This window comes from Brevibacillus sp. NRS-1366 (assembly GCF_050467985.1).
Window position 1 is genome coordinate 135405 of record NZ_JBITPN010000005.1, and the last position, 16984, is coordinate 152388.

The 16984-nt window shown below is 48.2% G+C and carries 17 protein-coding genes; 1 reads left to right on the forward strand and 16 read right to left on the reverse strand.

Annotation, left to right across the window (positions count from 1 at the left end):
• Nucleotides 1-5: 5 nt before the first annotated feature.
• From ACIFQN_RS03665 to tpx, 4 genes are all read right to left on the reverse strand, one after another.
• A complete protein-coding gene (locus ACIFQN_RS03665; protein ID WP_429831665.1) occupies nucleotides 6-950 on the reverse strand; it encodes a transketolase family protein in 945 nt (314 codons plus the stop codon).
• On the reverse strand, nucleotides 951-1775 hold the full coding sequence (locus ACIFQN_RS03670) for a transketolase (RefSeq protein WP_429831666.1): 825 nt from the start codon (nucleotides 1773-1775) through the stop codon (nucleotides 951-953).
• Nucleotides 1776-1880: 105 nt separating this feature from the next.
• Entirely contained in the window at nucleotides 1881-2258 is a 378-nt protein-coding gene (locus tag ACIFQN_RS03675; RefSeq protein ID WP_429831667.1) for a RidA family protein, read from the reverse strand.
• Between the two features lie 109 nt (nucleotides 2259-2367).
• Entirely contained in the window at nucleotides 2368-2865 is a 498-nt protein-coding gene (gene tpx, locus ACIFQN_RS03680; protein ID WP_429831668.1) for a thiol peroxidase, read from the reverse strand.
• 281 nt (nucleotides 2866-3146) lie between these two features.
• Here tpx and aceB point away from each other — a divergent pair, with 281 nt between their 5' ends.
• Entirely contained in the window at nucleotides 3147-4754 is a 1608-nt protein-coding gene (gene aceB / locus ACIFQN_RS03685) for a malate synthase A (RefSeq protein WP_429831669.1), read from the forward strand.
• A 61-nt stretch (nucleotides 4755-4815) separates the two neighbouring features.
• On the opposite strand, the gene ACIFQN_RS03690 is transcribed toward aceB, so the two are convergent.
• The 12 genes from ACIFQN_RS03690 to ACIFQN_RS03745 form a co-directional block, all read right to left on the reverse strand.
• A complete protein-coding gene (locus tag ACIFQN_RS03690; RefSeq protein ID WP_429831670.1) occupies nucleotides 4816-5547 on the reverse strand; it encodes an IclR family transcriptional regulator in 732 nt (243 codons plus the stop codon).
• A gap of 29 nt (nucleotides 5548-5576) precedes the next feature.
• Entirely contained in the window at nucleotides 5577-6263 is a 687-nt protein-coding gene (locus ACIFQN_RS03695) for an amino acid ABC transporter permease (protein WP_429831671.1), read from the reverse strand.
• Nucleotides 6264-6402: 139 nt separating this feature from the next.
• Complete coding sequence (locus ACIFQN_RS03700) at nucleotides 6403-7215, reverse strand: transporter substrate-binding domain-containing protein (RefSeq protein WP_429831713.1); 813 nt, start codon at nucleotides 7213-7215, stop codon at nucleotides 6403-6405.
• Between the two features lie 33 nt (nucleotides 7216-7248).
• Nucleotides 7249-7971, reverse strand: coding sequence for an amino acid ABC transporter ATP-binding protein (locus ACIFQN_RS03705; RefSeq protein WP_429831672.1), 723 nt, complete (start codon nucleotides 7969-7971; stop codon nucleotides 7249-7251).
• Between the two features lie 278 nt (nucleotides 7972-8249).
• Nucleotides 8250-9242 (reverse strand): aromatic acid exporter family protein, encoded by a 993-nt coding sequence (locus tag ACIFQN_RS03710; RefSeq protein ID WP_429831673.1) that lies wholly within the window; start codon nucleotides 9240-9242, stop codon nucleotides 8250-8252.
• A gap of 45 nt (nucleotides 9243-9287) precedes the next feature.
• Nucleotides 9288-9698, reverse strand: a complete 411-nt coding sequence (locus tag ACIFQN_RS03715) for a zinc ribbon domain-containing protein (protein WP_429831674.1) — start codon at nucleotides 9696-9698, stop codon at nucleotides 9288-9290.
• 268 nt (nucleotides 9699-9966) lie between these two features.
• Nucleotides 9967-12213, reverse strand: a complete 2247-nt coding sequence (locus tag ACIFQN_RS03720; RefSeq protein WP_429831675.1) for an S-layer homology domain-containing protein — start codon at nucleotides 12211-12213, stop codon at nucleotides 9967-9969.
• A 123-nt stretch (nucleotides 12214-12336) separates the two neighbouring features.
• Nucleotides 12337-13089 carry a hydrogen peroxide-dependent heme synthase gene (hemQ, locus tag ACIFQN_RS03725; RefSeq protein WP_429831676.1) on the reverse strand — a complete coding sequence of 251 codons (753 nt, stop codon included), beginning with the start codon at nucleotides 13087-13089 and terminating at the stop codon, nucleotides 12337-12339.
• Between the two features lie 149 nt (nucleotides 13090-13238).
• Complete coding sequence (gene nagB, locus ACIFQN_RS03730) at nucleotides 13239-13994, reverse strand: glucosamine-6-phosphate deaminase (RefSeq protein ID WP_429831677.1); 756 nt, start codon at nucleotides 13992-13994, stop codon at nucleotides 13239-13241.
• Nucleotides 13995-14008: 14 nt separating this feature from the next.
• The gene (locus ACIFQN_RS03735; protein ID WP_429831678.1) at nucleotides 14009-14902 is read right to left on the reverse strand and encodes a MurR/RpiR family transcriptional regulator; all 894 of its coding nucleotides are present in this window, start codon (nucleotides 14900-14902) and stop codon (nucleotides 14009-14011) included.
• A 257-nt stretch (nucleotides 14903-15159) separates the two neighbouring features.
• Nucleotides 15160-15516 (reverse strand): YisL family protein, encoded by a 357-nt coding sequence (locus ACIFQN_RS03740; RefSeq protein WP_429831679.1) that lies wholly within the window; start codon nucleotides 15514-15516, stop codon nucleotides 15160-15162.
• A gap of 434 nt (nucleotides 15517-15950) precedes the next feature.
• Nucleotides 15951-16955: a proline racemase family protein gene (locus ACIFQN_RS03745; protein ID WP_429831680.1), complete on the reverse strand. Its 1005-nt coding sequence runs from the start codon at nucleotides 16953-16955 to the stop codon at nucleotides 15951-15953.
• Nucleotides 16956-16984: the final 29 nt, after the last annotated feature.

Here is a 16984-nt window from a genome sequence, read left to right on the forward strand (position 1 = left end):
CCCCCTTACAATTTCACTGTGTCTAAAAGCTCTTCGACCGTATCAACAATGTTTGCTGCCCGTAAGCCGAATAAATCGAGCAGTTCATCCATTTTTCCCGAAACGCCAAAGCGATCCTTGGTTCCCACACGACGCAATGGTGTCGGTTGATGCTCTGCCAGTACTTCCGCGACAGCGCTGCCCAGCCCGCCAATGATCGAATGCTCTTCGATCGTGACTACCCGGCCTGTTTTGGCTGCTGATTCCACGATTTTCTGGACATCAATCGGCTTGATCGTATGGACGTGAATGACCTCTGCACTGACTCCTTGGACTTGCAATTGCTCCGCTGCTTTCAACACTTCGCCGAGCATCATTCCTGTACTGATGAGCGATACATCTGAGCCTTCGCGGTAGCGAATTGCCTTTCCAATCTGGAACGGATCTTCCGGCTTGGTGACAATCGGCACGGGTAGCTTGCCTACGCGCAAATAGACAGGACCTTCAAAATGATAGGCTGCTTCCACTGCCTTCTCCATTTCCATCGAATCAGCCGGTACCAATACCGTCATCCGCGGCAGGGAGCGCATGAGCGAAATATCCTCCAAAGGTAGATGAGTCGCCCCCTCCTGCGCAGCAGATGTGCCTGCATTATGTCCGACGATTTTTGCATTGTTGTTGGCATAGCAGACCGAGATCCGCATCTGGTCGTAAGCGCGGCCGGTTAAAAAGTTTGCATACGCATTGGCAAAAGGAACCTTTCCCGCAAGCGCAAAACCGGCCGCTGTTCCTACCAGATCACATTCAGAAATGCCGATATTGAAGAAGCGCTCGGGAAATTTATCTTTAAATAAATTGGTCATATTTGACTTCGCGCAATCCGCATCCAGAACGACCAGATCCTGGTGCTGCCCGCCCAAGCGGATCAGTGCGGCGCTGTATCCTTCACGAGGTGCTCTGAGCTGACTCATTTATACCAACTCCTTTAATGCGACTTCCAATTCCTCATTGCTCGGGGCCAAACCGTGCCACTTATGCGTATTCTCCATGAAGGAGATTCCTTTGCCCTTAATCGTGTGCGCCAAAATGGCGGTCGGTTTGCCTTTGACCTTTTTCCCCTCGCGCAGGGCATCGTCCACTTCATCCAATTGGTGACCGTTGATTTCGATTACATGCCAGCCGAAAGCCTTCCATTTTCCAACCAGGTCGCCGACACCTTTGACATTGTCCACATAATCGTCCAGCTGAATCTTGTTCCAGTCGATGATCGCGCACACATTATCCAGGTTGTAGTGAGGCGTAGTCATCGCCGCTTCCCAGACTTGCCCTTCCTGCAGCTCTCCGTCACCGATCATGACGTACGACCTGCGAGCTTTTCCGTCCAGCTTCGCCGCCAGTGCTACTCCATTCGCGACGGAAAGTCCCTGTCCGAGCGAGCCAGAGGAAACGTCCACGCCTGGGCAATGCTCGCTGCACGGATGTCCATGCAGGCGGCCATCGACATCGCGAAAAGTCATTAACTCTTCTACCGGGAAAAAGCCCTTTTCGGCAAGTACGGAATAATAGACTGGGGTGCAATGACCTTTCGATAGGAAAAAGCAATCACGATCCGTCCACTTAGGATTTCTCGGATCGACATTCATGTGCTCAAAAAACAGAACCGTCATTAATTCTGCAGCAGATAACGAACCTCCCGGATGTCCACTTCCCGCATGATTGGTCATTTTTACAATGTGCCTGCGGATGGTTTTGGTTAACTCCCCGTACTGTGCCAGCTTTACGCTACTTAAAGCCATTGGGTCCTCCTCCTTGATTGTGATTCTACTCATGTGCTTTGCTTGAAACCATCATTTTGTTTCTTATTAAGAAATATCGTTTCTGAAAATCATCAAAAAAAATGACTACTCTTTTGCAAGCGCTACTAGCTCGATTTCAACCAATGCGTCCTTCGGCAGTCGGGCTACCTCCACTGTCGAGCGCGCCGGACGATGAGTTGCAAAATAACTTCCGTAAATTTCATTGAGCAGTGCGAAATCATCCATGTTTTTTATAAAAACGGTTGTTTTCACCACATGCGTAAGGTCTGATCCCGCTTCTTCAAGAATGGCCTGTAGATTTGCGAAGACCTGGTGCAGCTGCTCCTCGAACGTTCCTTCCACAAAAGTGCCATCTGGTTTAAACGGAAGTGTGCCGGAAGTATAGACCAGATTGGCAATCTTCACCGCTTGCGAATAAGGGAGATTCGGCCTGGGTGCTTTTGGGGTACTAATCATCTCCATCCTCTTCATCTCCTCCCTTTTTGTTTCCTATTGAGAAACACAGTTTCTTATTTGAATTGATTGTATCAACATCGATTTCTCATTTCAATATTTTCAAGAAAATAAATATTCAGTTTTTTATTGCAGCTTGTATTGCCGCTTCATAGTCAGGATGCTCTGTTACTTCTGATACATATTCGGCATGCACGACTTTATCATTCTTGTCGATCACAAAAATAGCCCGGGCCAGCAAGCGTAGTTCCTCGATAACTACACCATAAGCCTTTCCAAATGAGAGATCGCGATAGTCGGACAAGGTTTGGACCTGATCAATCCCAGCAGCTCCACACCAACGTTTTTGGGCGAACGGCAAATCGACACTGACCGTGAGCACAGTAATACCGTTCAGGTTTGCTGCTTCTTCATTAAATCGCCGGGTCTGCTGGTCACACACAGGAGTGTCAACGGAAGGTACCACACTAATGATGCGAACCGTTCCTTTCGAATCATCTAGCGTGACAAGTGAAAGATCATGATTCAATACACTGAAGTTTGGTGCTTGTTCTCCCACTTTCACTTCATTACCCGTGAGTGTGACCGGATTTCCTTTAAAACGGACTTGAGCCATGTCTAAAATCCTCCTTCATAATCAAATAATCTAGTTGTTTCTTAATACGAAACGCTGTTTCTTAAATATTCTTACTTCATTTATAGCACATCCCCCACGTCCTTCACAACTATTTCCAAAAAAACTTTTTCAGCTGCCTATCGTCTTGAACTGTGAACTAATTGATTTTTCAGAATGTACTTGCTAATATGTATTTCAAGAAACTATATTTCTTAATAAGGAACAAACTTCTTTACTTTTCCGCATGATAACGCATGATAACCAAAGGAGATGGGAGACCCATGAAGAGCGAAGTTAATCAACAGATGGAAGGTATTCGCGTATCCGGTCAATTGACACCCGAGATGGCAGAAATTTTAACGCCAGATGCTCTCTCTTTTCTAGCAAAATTGGCGCGGACATTCTCCGCTACACGCGAGCAGCTCTTACAAAAAAGAATCGAGCGGCAAGCCGAATTCGACGCTGGGAAAAAGCCGGATTTTCTGCCTGAAACAGCGCATATTCGAAATGGAGATTGGACGATTGGATCCGTCCCCCAAGATCTGCAGGATCGCCGTGTAGAGATTACCGGACCTGCCGGAGACCGAAAAATGGTGATTAACGCGCTTAATTCCGGGGCAAAAGCGTTCATGGCTGATTTCGAGGACGCGAATTCTCCCACATGGGCGAACACCATTCACGGCCAGATCAATATGCGGGATGCCATTACCCGAACGATCGATTTTGTCAGCCCAGAAGGTAAAAAATACGCTCTGCACGAAAATACGGCTACCTTGATCGTTCGCCCGCGTGGCTGGCATCTGAATGAAAAGCATGTAACCATTGACGGAAAGCCCATTTCAGGCAGTCTTTTTGATTTCGGCCTGTACTTTTTTCACAACGCCAAAAATCTGATAGCCAGAGGCTCGGGCCCTTATTTTTACTTGCCAAAATTGGAAAGCCATCTGGAGGCTCGCCTCTGGAATGACGTGTTTGTGATGGCACAAGATGAATTGGGGCTTCCACAAGGGACCATTAAATCAACGGTCCTGGTCGAAACGATTTTGGCGACATTTGAAATGGATGAAATCTTGTATGAGCTTCGCGACCATATCGCCGGCATGAACTGTGGACGGTGGGATTACATTTTCAGCTACATTAAGAAGTTCCGCAATCATCCAGAAGTGATTCTTCCTGATCGTTCAGCAGTAACCATGACCGTTCCTTTTATGGAAGCGTACACGCTTTTGACCATTCAAACATGCCATCGCCGTAATGCTCATGCTATCGGCGGTATGGCTGCCCAAATTCCGATTAAAAACGATGTCGCGGCCAACGAAGAAGCCATGCAAAAGGTCAAAGCAGACAAACTGCGCGAGGCTCGCAATGGACACGACGGCTCCTGGGTCGCCCATCCTGGTCTCGTACCGATTGTCAAACAAGTATTTGATGAGATCATGCCGCAGCCCAATCAAGTATGGAAAAAAGCAGCTGATGTGAACGTATCCGCTGCTGACCTGCTTAAAGTCCCAGAAGGTGCCATTACAGAGAGCGGTCTTCGAACCAACATCAGCGTGAGTATTCAATATATAGAGGCTTGGCTGCGAGGCTTTGGTGCCGTCCCGATCTTTCATTTAATGGAGGACGCTGCAACAGCAGAGATTTCGAGGGCGCAAATATGGCAGTGGATTCGCCATCCAAAAGGAGTGCTGGATGACGGAAGAAAAGTCACGTTGGCATTGGTCCAACAAATGAGTGTCGAAGAACTCGCCAAAATCAAGAACGCAATCGGTGAAGAGGCTTTCTCTTCCGGCAAGTACCCGATTGCCTACGAGATGTTTACCACTCTCATCTCCAATGATCAATTTGAAGATTTCATCACGGTTCCGGGGTATGCGCATTTGGATTAATCAATCATTCTCTAAAAATATACAAAACCTCCATTCTCTTTCTCTGGAATGGAGGTTTCACCTATGCTCCGCCGATTCTTGCCGAAATCGTTGCGGCCTTTTGCTTCACTTTTTCTATGAGGAAAGACAAGCGCTCATCGGGAACGCGAAAGCTGGGGGCATTGATAGAAAGGGCCGCCACGAGCTGACTGCCGTATCCTACGATAGGAGCGGCGACGGCCATCGTCCCCTCCGTCTTTTCACCATAACTGACTGCGTACCCGTTTTGTTTGGCCCGGGCCAATTGCTCGATAAAGGACTGATGCTGCGTTTCAGGCAACTGCGCACTGACCACTTTTGTGATTTCTGGCGTCTTCCATAGCGCGAGGATGATTTTGCTAGGGGCACCGATCGTGAGAGGAATCCGTTCCCCTAGATTCTCATCGATGCGTATTTTCAACGGACTTTCTACTTTTTCAATCGGGATCGAATCCGTTCCCGCCGGTATATTGAGGAAGATGCTCTCCTCCACCTCATTTGCCAGCTCCTCCATGAACGGCCGGGCCACAGTGCGCAAATTCAGCTTATCATGCAGGAGAAAACCTATTTCCATCCAAGTATAGCCAGCCTTGTAGTGCTTGGTGACCGGTTCCTGCTCGACCAACCCGTAGTGGATCATCGATTCGAGAAAACGGTGGAGCGTACTGATGGGCAAGCCCGTTGCGTCAGCAAGCTCCGATATGGGCCAAGCAGGTTTCTCGTCTGAAATCAGTACTCGGATTATCTTCATCGTCCGCTCGATAGATTGAACCATATTCTCCCGCCCTCTACGAAAAAAATACTTTATGCAGACACGCTGCTATTAGTAGTCGGCTGCTTTTTCGGTGTTTTCCCAGTAGATAGTCTTCCTTCCAGCCTGTTTACAAAGTAAGAGAAAAGCATGATCAGAATCAGGTAGTACACACCGACTACCATGTACGTTTCCAATTGACGATAATTGGAGGCCGCTTCGCTAAGTGCGGTACCCCACAAATCTTGCATCCCTACATACGCTACCAGAGAAGAGTCCTTCAAACCGATGATAAACTGGTTCCCCAAGGAAGGAATTGCCCGGCGGAATGCTTGCGGCAAAACAATTCGGCGCATAGCCAGTGCATAGGACATCCCTAGTGATCTCGATGCCTCCATCTGACCTCGATCGATCGACTGGATCGCCCCACGGAAAATTTCCGCGATATAAGCGCCATTATGAACAGCAAGTGCGATCGCCCCTGCCCAGAAATTGGAGAGCGTAATCAGATTGGATACCCCGAAATAAAGGATGGCGATTTGAACAATTAACGGCGTCCCCCGGATCACCGTGATGTAAGCATGAGCGAAATAATTCAATGGCTTGGAACTGGAAATGCGGAAAAAGGCAATAACCAGACCCACGAGACAGCCCAGCACCAGGGCAACTGCTGTCAGCTTGAGTGTAAGCCATGTCGCTTTTAGGAAAAGAGGATAGCTAGCTACTAGAATATCAATCACGTAAGATCACTCCTCGTATGAAGTGGAAAAACCTCTATCGAGGCCTGCTCACGAAAGGAGCGACCGCGCTTTGGCAATTAACCAATTCTTACTTTCGCTGATAAAAGGGGGGCATCCTGTCCGGACACCCCGTGACACCTTACTGTTTCTGCAGGATATCGCGACCAAACCATTTTTCGCTGATTTTTGCATACGTACCGTCTTTAACGATTTCATCCAATGCTTTGTTGATGCGATCTACAGATTCTTGGTCGCCCTTGCGAACAGCAATGGCTTGTTCGTCGAAGCTGAGCGGTTCTCCCACGTCTTTCACTTTACCCGCACCTTCTTTAATGAAGCGCAAGCCAACAACCTGGTCCGTAATGACTGCGTCCAAACGTCCTGTCGGCAGATCGAGCAATGCCGTAATATCGCTGTCATACGTCGTAATTTTGTCTTCATCTGTCAGCTTTTTCGCCCAGTCCAGATAGTTAGACGCTTTCACTACCCCGATTTTTTTGCCCTTCAAATCTTCTTTGGTTTTAATCGTGGTATTGCCCTCTTGAACAAAGATTTGGGAGCCGGAACGGTAGTACGGATTGGTGAACGAAACCGCTTTCAAACGATCTTCTGTTACAGTCAAGCTGCCGATGATGGAATCGTATTTATTCGAATTAAGACCTTGGATGATCGTTTCAAATGGATTGGTGATTGGAGCGGCGGTCATCCCCATTTTTTCTGCCAGCGCTTGTCCAATTTCGACGTCAAAGCCAGTCAGTGTTCCGTTTTCTTTGAAGCTAAACGGCTTGTACACTCCGCTCATTGCGTAGGTAAATTCTTTCTTTTCGCCTCCAGCTGCTTGTCCACCTGTTGCCGGTGCACTGCTGCCCTGCGAGCCACAAGCTGTGAGCAATAGAGATCCGAGCAGTACGGTAGACAGAAGCACGCCAGACCATTTTGTACGTTTTTTCATCATTTGTGATACCCCCGATTTTCTTTTTTTGATTTAGCGAATACTTCCCAAAAATTGCTTGGTGCGCTCATTCTGCGGATTTTCAAAGAATGTTTTGGGAGGACCTTGCTCCAATATGATGCCGTTATCCATAAAGACCGCCCGATCGGCGACCTCACGGGCAAAGCCCATTTCATGCGTCACTACTATCATCGTCATGCCTTCTTGGGCGAGCTGTTTCATTACTTGCAGCACTTCACCAACAAGCTCCGGGTCAAGTGCGGAAGTAGGCTCATCGAACAGCATTATCTTGGGCTTCATCGCTAGAGCTCTGGCTATCGCTACCCGCTGCTTCTGACCACCAGAGAGCATGTCCGGGTAAACATCTGCCTTGTCATGCAGATTTACTTTTTTCAATAGCTCATACCCCAGCTCTTTTGCTTCTGCTATATTCATCTTTTTGACATGAACAGGTGCCTCGATCACATTTTCCAGAGCAGTCTTGTGCGGGAACAGATTAAAATGTTGAAAGACCATCCCCACATCTGCCCGAAAGTGGTTCAAGTTCGTCTTGTGTGGATCAATCTGATTGCCGCCTACCCAAATCTCACCTTCGTCATAAAATTCCAAAAAATTCAAACATCGTAGAAGTGTACTTTTTCCGGAACCGCTCGCACCAAGCAATACGACAACTTCCTTTTCCTGGACTTCGAGCGTCACGCCTTTTAGCACGGTTAACGAACCAAATGACTTTACAAGTTGCTTAACCTGAATCATCCTGCTATCCCCCTGTCTATCAGCCAACGGATGACTTGCATTCCCTTTTCCAACTATCGGAAAAGTTTTCTGATTTAAATTATAATTACATTTTTTCAGATATTCAATAACATTTTTATTTATTCATTACTTAAAAATATATTGATCGAGCATAAGCCTTGGAAAACAAGCGAATTTGCTCTAAAAAAAAATGACCCATCGCGGAAATTTCCGGATGGAGTCGCCAAAAAAACCATGCTTTTTCATTTTTATTCGTTCGTCATGTATATCCCCTAACGCTACGAGTCTTTACCTGATCTCTCCAACACTTTACCTGTTTTCTCTTCGCCGTTTTTTCCGAGTTCATGTTTGATAAACAGATAGCGCTCGATCTCCCGCAAAAGGTAGAACAAGGACGCTCTCGTCTCAAATTCCTCTCTCGTTCGCGGAAGCTCTGTCTCTTTGATCTCTTTGCGCATCTCTCTTAGTTGATCAATAAACCGGTAGGCGGTATTGCCCGGATGCACAGAGTCGCTTAACCGTTCGAGAAAATCGGCGATGTGATTCCCCTGTGGTACTTGCGTATCAAGCGAGGAGACGATCGGCATCATTCTCTCTAATAGCTCAAATTGCTTCTCACGCATGATAAAGTATTGATAGTACGAGTCATCGCGACGCCCCAGACGATTGTCGACATCACGTGATGCCAGACGTATTGCTTTTTCCAATAGTCCGGGAGTCTCGATCATTTCTTTCCCATCCCACTCACTTTCGCCATGGCGCAAGTAATAGCAAAACTCCCGCAAAATTTTCATAAACAATTTTTCCACTTGACCTTGCATCGCTTGCAGTTCTTTATCCAGGCTGGGCATGTACAGGTTCACCACCAAAGCGACGCCGACGCCTACGACCAGCAAAGCGACTTCGTTCGCAATCAGTGCGGCATCCATTCGCTGGGTGGAATACAAGTGCATGAGCACGACGATGCTCGTGACGAAGCCTTCCTGAATTTTAAAGCGTACAGCCAGTGGCATGAAAATCAGAATTTCAATCAAAATGGCGAGAGGGGTGAAGCCAAGCACTGTAAACAATGCCATACCCACAGCCAAGCCCAAAAAACTTGCCAAAATACGATTCCACGCTGTTCGAAATGATTGCTTTACGGTCACCTGAATGCACAGAATCGTAATGATGCCAGCAGACGCAGGGAACATCAGATCCAATTGCTGAGCCAGAAAGATCGAAATGGCCGTTCCTATGGCTGTTTTAAGCGTGCGATAACCGATTTTCAACTTGAAAAAGCTCAGTCTTGTTCCCCTCCATGCTGTAAAAGTGGATCACAATTCCTTCCCACAGCTTGGGCAGTATTGATAATCCATTTTTACTCGTTCTCCGCAGTATGGACAAAAAGCTTTGCCCGCAGTAGTCTCGCTTGTCTCATTTTCTTCGGCTAATTGCTGTCCATAGAGTCGGTTCAGGGGGTCGCCTTCTTCCCTCGAATCTGTAATATCAAACAAGGACATTCGTTCCTTGGACGTCGCATTTTTGAAGTGATAGATTGTCTGGAAAATGCCAATTGCCACAAAAATAATGCCGAATAATGGAAATACAGTTCCAACGACAGGGAATGGGGCATCTCTCGTTATCGTGAAAGCCATAATCGTCCAAAAAATGCCGAACACGACCAAGAAAAGACTTCCCGCAGCCCCCATGGCGGACGGCCCACGACCAGGTTTGATACTTTTCACGCGAAACACCTCCTCTTTTTCAATCTTATACCAAAAATGATTGCGTCACAAACGAAACGCTTTCGAAAGCTTCCGAAGAGTCCGCTCCCTGCCTCTATGCAGCAAGTATCTACCACCGCTATTTCGAAGCAGATGCCCTGAGAATGAGGTGGATGTCGGCATCACACTGCTCATGTCGCCGAACAGCTGCATGGCACGCAAATAGGGGCAGCTGGCAAAAGCTCGTGAAAACTGACTTTTGCGGCTGCCCCTCCTGTATGGTGATCTGTTACTTATTTTTGTTTTGCTCAAATATGACTTGCAATAGCTCTGCTATCTCTGCTCTCGTCAGCGGAGCATTCGGACTGAAGGTGGCTTCGGATTTCCCCGGCAAAATTCCTTGTGCATTCACCAGCGCTGCTGCCGGAATCTGTTTTTTCTGCAAATCCTGATAAGGGGACGCGAAAATCTCCGGCTTGTCTAACAAGGCTGCATACCCAAGCAGACGAGCAAGCATGTCGGCAGCCTCTATTCGCGTAATGTCGCGATCTGGCTCGAAATTTTTACCTTCTCTGGCAATGAGGTTGTACTGAATCCCCTTTTGAATCGCAGCGTAATAACGGTTTTTGGTGTCTACATCCGCAAACTGATACGGTTTCTTCTCATCATCTGAGAAAGAAGAGCGCAAATACCGGAATTCATAGCGATTCGTCAAGCGCGACAGGATTTGCAGCATTTCCCCACGAGTAACCTGCTTGTCTGGCTCCAGCTTTCCATCAGCCACCTGGAGCAGATCCATGCGCACAGCGAACTCGAGCGCTGCTTTTTGCGGATGCTCTTCGATGTCTTGGGGATCCTTGTTTTTTTCTGCTTCTGCAAAGCTGAGCCACTCTCCGGAAGACGCATCCACCACTCCGTCGTCACCTACATACCTGTAAACAAGCAGTGGCTCCCCCCGCTCAAACGTTTGCGCGTATCTTCTGTTTTGCGGCTGAAAGTAGGTCAGCTTCCATTCTTTTTGCTCTTGCATGGCTTTCTGAGCCTTCGTCTGGTCTATTTTTTGAGCTCCTTTTTCAACATGAATCAGAGGCAGTTCATCCCTACGGGCGCTGAATCCTTCTGCTTCGCCTGTCTCAGGATTCACCATGACCTCGCATGTAAAATCCTGAATCACCACGCCGTCCTTCAACCATCCAAAAAGGACGCGATACGATTGGCCTCGTTCCAGCATCTGTTTCAAGTCAGCCTCTGATGGCTTTTGCTCCAGCAAATAGATTTCGCCAAGACGGTCATGGAACAAGGTTTTCACCAAAGAGACAGCACTCGCTTCTGCTTGTTCCCACGAGATTCCCTTTTCAATCTTCCGTCCCCGGTCCCCAAACAGAATCCCTTCTCTCGTTTCATATTCCAGCAGCGCACCGCGGTCTCCGATTCTCAACTGCACTTGCTCCTCGGAACTATTTTTAGCGTGGAGCGGCGTAAAATCAAACTTCCAGTTTTGGTGTTCAATCCCGTCCGACCCTCTGCTTGAGCCCCCTCCGCTGCTTCCGTCAGAGCGATAGCTGCCAGGCAGCTTTTGGATGATCTGCTCGGCGATTTTCTGTGCCTCTTCTTTGGTGATGAGCCGATCTTCTCCAGAAGACGGAGAGATCGTAGTGCCCAGCGGCTTGATTTTTCTCTCGACCGCTTCTTGGCCAAGGGCATTGATCACTTTACCGCTTATCGCGTCCACAAACTGCGGATCGCTTTCATCGTAGGTGTAGACCAGCCGGTACTTGCCCTGCCCCGGCTCCAAGCCTCCGAACCGTTCATTCCAGTCCATGTAAACGAGGGACGGATGCACCCGCTCCGTCAACAGCTTTTGCCCTTCTTCCAGAGAAATCGCCTGCTTGGCATCAGGGAGCCTTTCTTCATACCAATCCCGCGAAAAAGATGCCACTTCTCCATCCTGATCAACCACCAGCTGAAAGCCATTTTCCAGGAAAGGTATGTCATTTTCCATTCGGGTAAAATGGATCAAATGCATCTGCAACAAGTTATAGTAAGAAGATGGCGACCCGTATTCATTCGGCTGGGACAATTTTTGCCGCTCCTCCGAGGTCGTTACTTTCATCAGAAACTGATTGGCAGTTTTCAGTGCCTGTTCTTCCGTTAGCTTTTTTTGCGAGTTTCCCAGCTTGTCTTTAACTCTATAGCGGGAATATTGTAACAAATTGCCCGACACTGCATCTATTGTGGCATAAATCCCCTCAGAATCGTTTTTTTCCCAGCTAATCCGCCAAGATGACTGCCCGCTGAACGGATCGCGTTTGGCGTCAAGAAAGTTGGCCCGTTCCAATTTATAGTCACTAGGGATCGTGACCCACTTTTTGGCAGCTTGGATCGCTTCTTCTTGTGACATCATTTTGGTTTGTTGTTCGGCCGCATACACGGCATGTGCTCCTCCACTCATCCCCAGCGTGGTGAGCAAAGTTGTCATAAGAATAGAGGACGACACTCCCATCGCCAGTCCCCAAGATTGATTTTGCTTTCGCACGGAAAAATCACTCTCCTCTTTCATTCCATATCATTCCTATTCTATCATTAATTTGGAAAATAAAACAAAAAAAGGTCCGCCAGCGCGATTTTCTCACGCAGCAGACCTTTTTTATAGACATTATTAAACTTCGAGCTTTTTAGCGAGAGATTCCTGGTTCAGCACATTTCCTACAAGGAAGTTGCCGAATTCGCCAAAGCGTGCGCTTACTTCATCAAAGCGCATTTCGTAGACGATATGTTTAAATTCCAGCGGATCGTTGGCAAACAGGGTAACGCCCCACTCCCAATCGTCGAAGCCTACGGAGCCCCCGATGATTTGTTTTACACGACCAGCGTAAGAGCGACCGATCATGCCGTGGGAACGCATCATTTCTTGACGCTCTTGCATGCTCAGCATGTACCAGTTGTCTTGCAGATCGCGCTTTTTGTTCATTGGGTAGAAGCAAATATGCTCCCATTTTGGCAGGATTGGATAGAGACGATCACGGACATGCGGGTTCGCCTTTGGATCTTCACCAGGGTTATGTACGTAGTTGCTCAGCTCTACAACCGACACATAGGAGTATGGCGCTTCTGTGAAGGCAGCAAAGCGGGTTTTGTTAAAGGCGGTCTTGATTTCATCCAGCTCTTGCATCGTTTCTCGCAGGAACATGAAGACGAGATCTGCCTTGTGTCCCAGGATGGAGTATACAGCCGTGCTGCCTTGTTTTTCTGCTTCATTCGCGTCCCATGTACGGATCAAATCGTTTAGCTCGCTAAGCGCTTCCTGACGCTCTTGTGCAGAAGCTGCCTTCCACTTTTCCCAATTGATGGTACGGAAATTATGATACGTATACCAGCCTTCTAATGTAAGCAACGCTTCATTTGTGCTCATTTGATTTCAGCTCCTTTGAAAAATCTGGTGATCCTGTCTGCATCATTCCCAGTATAGCATAAGGAACAAGCTCATATTCTGATCAGATTGGTGAACACGCAAGAAAACAAGCGGTATGAATCTACCGCCTGCGCGAGTATGAAGTCGGCTTACTTGCTTGCACTCTCTGCTGCCTTCCCCTTCAGCCCGGAAGCAGCATCCCTGTCCACGATCACCGTCACGCCCGAATGGAGCTGCAGCAGCGTTGCAGGAACATCCGCTGTCATTTCTGCCTCTAGCATGTGGCGTATCGCTTCTGCTTTGGCCACGCCGCTTGCCATCAGGACAATGCGTTTCGCCCCGAGAATCGTTTTGATTCCCATCGAAACCGCTCGTGTAGGAACTTCCTCAATCGAATCAAAATAACGGGCATTTGCTTCGATTGTGCTTGTGGTCAACTGTACGACACGGGTAATCGAATCAGGCATGGAGCCTGGCTCATTGAAACCGACGTGACCGTTGTTGCCGATCCCGAGCACCTGAAGATCGATCCCTCCGGCTTGGACGATCGCCTCTTCATAGCGCGCGCACTCCGCTGCCAAATCAGCTACATCGCCTCTCGGAACATTCGTCCGCTCTACCGGCAGATTAATGTGCGCAAACAAATGGTCCTGCATATAGGTGCGATAGCTTTGCGTGTGATTGGCTGGGAGCCCTACGTATTCATCCAGGTTAAAGCTAGTCGACTGCGAAAAATCAACGCCCTCTTCCCGATGCAGCCTGATCAGCTCGCGATACATTCCTTCTGGGGTTCCACCCGTCGCCAGCCCCAGTACCGCTTTTGGATTATCCTTTACTTCCTGTGCGATTAAGCGCGCTGCCTCAATGCTGAGCTGCGCGTAATCATTTACTACTATGAGCTTCAACACATTCACCTCTGTTAATATTTTCTTCCCAAAACGGCCTTGGCTGTTCTCTCTTTGTAGATGAGCGCCTTTTCTTTATTGCGCAAGGCAAGCGCCGTACAAATCACGTCCAGTACATGCAATTGTGCGATCTTTGCTGCGAGGGAACCCCCTTGCAATGGCCCCTCTTGTGCTGCCGTCAATAACGTGATATCTGCTACATTGGTGATGGGAGAACGCCGATAATGCGTGATGCAGATAACTGTGGCACCCGCTTGTTTTGCCACCTTTAACGAGTCAATCGTATCTTTCGTGCTGCCAGATACCGATAGTCCTACTGCCACATCACCAGGCCCGAGTGTCGCGGCAGCCATCGCCTGCAAATGGGATTCATTGAAAGCGTCGACCCGCAGCCCAATTCGCAGACACGTGTATTTGGCGTCCTGTGCTGTAACTGCGGAAGTACCTACTCCATAAAAATGAATGGTATTGGCCTTGTGCAAAAGCTCTACACACCGCTCCAAATCCCCTTCATCTAGCAGTGAACTCGTCGCTTCAATGGCTTGTTTATTGGTTGATGTGACCTTTTGTGCAATCATTCCTGGCGAATCGTTCTCCGCAACCCGATCATACAGATTTTTGACAGGATTGACTAATTCCTGCGCGAGTGCCAGCTTGAACTCCTGATAGCCGCGAAATCCGATTTTGCGGCAAAACCGTAGCACCGTCGTCTCGCCTACTCCCGTCTTTTCGGCTAGATCAATCACAGAGGAATAAATGACGCTCTCTGTTTGCTGCAAGACGACGCCCGCCACCTTTTGCTCTGATTTGGTAAAGGAGGGCAGCAGACTCTGGATCTGCAATAGCGTATTCGTCTTCTGTCCTGTTGCCGAAGAACTACTCGGCCACTCCTCGTGATGTCCTGCCATACCGCTACCCCCTATTCTCATTGCAAATCACACAAAAAAAGACTGTACTCGTTCTACAGTCATTATATCAAAAAAGGAGTTTTCCGCCATTCCCTTTATATAAAGTGGAGTAATTCTTCACGATACTAAAAAGGCTGCCTACCGTCTGCTCTGGCAGCTTGATCCGATTTCGCCTAAGTGTCTTCCTTATCCATAAACAATAAGGCTTTCGCCTGCAAGCATTCCTTGCAAACGAAAGCCTATAGCCACTTCGTTGATTAAGAGAATACACGGTAGCCGAGCATGATCACAAGAACCATGACAACGAGCGCTCCGATGAAGAAGCCAAGACTAGCGTCTTGTCTACGAGCTCGTCCCAAAGACATTTCCATCAAACCGAATGTAATGATAGCGAGTATACCTTTTACATAGAAGTAGAAATCGCTCGCATGATACTGGAAGAGCATCCAAAGACCCGATACGAGAATAATGACAATCATCAGTCTGAGCAACATATGTACGATTTTGCCTGCTTTTGCTTTTCCCAAACGATACAAGATATAGCCCACGATCAACAGGACAAATGCGACTTCCCAGCCACCAATATGCGCTTCTTTTAACGCGTTATAAGGCACAACCTCAACCCCTTTTTTCCCTTAATTTTACCTATCCAAGCCATTATAACAGAAGTGTCGGTAAAAAGCAGACGTCCAAATTCGTGGCAGTATTGTGACAGGAAAGCACTTGGACGAGCTGTTGCGGAGGCGAGGAAAAAGGAGAAAACGCTCCAGGTTCTTGGGCCCCCTACTGTGGGTCATCCCTGCACAGTTCCATTCCAAAAGGGAAACCGCGTCCAAAGCAGCCGATTCAATGGGGCCACTCAGAGGTGGACGCTTAAGAGCGTGTTTCCCTTTTTCCATTCCGCTTCGGTACGGGTCCCAAAGACCTTCGCTAATTTCTCCTTTTTCCTCGCAACAGTGGTAAGTGTTTTCCTGTCTTGCTTTAAGGAAACAAAAAAACATTCAAAAAAGGCTGCACATAACGTGCAACCTTTTTTCTCGGGTACGATTTATCGCAGCAAAAATCCATCTGCCAGGGGATCAGTTGGGTCGACGACGAATTGGTGCAGGCCTGTTATGAAGGCCTTTCCTTCGATCGTCGGAACGATAGCGGGGTAGCCTCCTACTTGTGTTGTTCCGATTATGGTACCGATAAACTGACTGTCGACAATGCCTTCGTGGACAAACTTTTCACCAATAGCCAGCTCGCCTCGGGCGTACAAAGTAGCTAGACGAGCAGCGGTACCTGTCCCGCACGGAGAGCGATCGACCTGCTTATCGGCAAAGATCGTGACATTTCGCAGGTCCGAGCCTTGCTTTCTCGACTCATCCGAAATGATGACGCCGTAGATGCCGACCAGCTCGGGCTCCAGTGGATGAACTACCTGCATGGCTGCCTCAATCTGTTCCTTGATTCGCGCGCCCCACTCCTGAAGCTTTGCCAACTGCTCGATTTCTACCTGTACCCCCAGGTCTTTGGCCTGGACTACGGCGTAGAAAGCTCCACCAAAAGCAATATCGACGTGGAAAGTACGTTCCTCCCACTCAATAGGTACGTCTTTGGCATAGACAAAGGATGGGACATTTTCAAACGAGACGGAATTGACTTGCGTTCCCTCTGCATTGGCACGAGCAAAAATTCTTCCAGCCGGGCTGTCGATGACAATGTTCTCTTCAGACCCTGTCAGTTGCAGCATACCGGTTTCAATGGCAGCAGTGACAACAGCGATAATTCCGTGCCCGCACATCGTACTGTAGCCTTCGTTGTGTAAAAACAGTACTCCGAATGCGGCATCAGAGCTGACAGGCGGTGTGATGACGCAACCGTACATCCCGTGATGTCCACGCGGTTCGTACATCAGGACACGGCGGATGTAATCGAGGTTCTCCCGAAAGTATCGCCGCTTTTCCAGGATCGTCTCGCCTTTGAGTGGCGGAATCCCACCCGTAATGATACGAAGCGGCTCTCCCCCCGTATGAGAGTCAATGGTCGTAAATAGCTGATTGATTTGCATTGTATCCTCACCTTTACCAGGATGTCCTT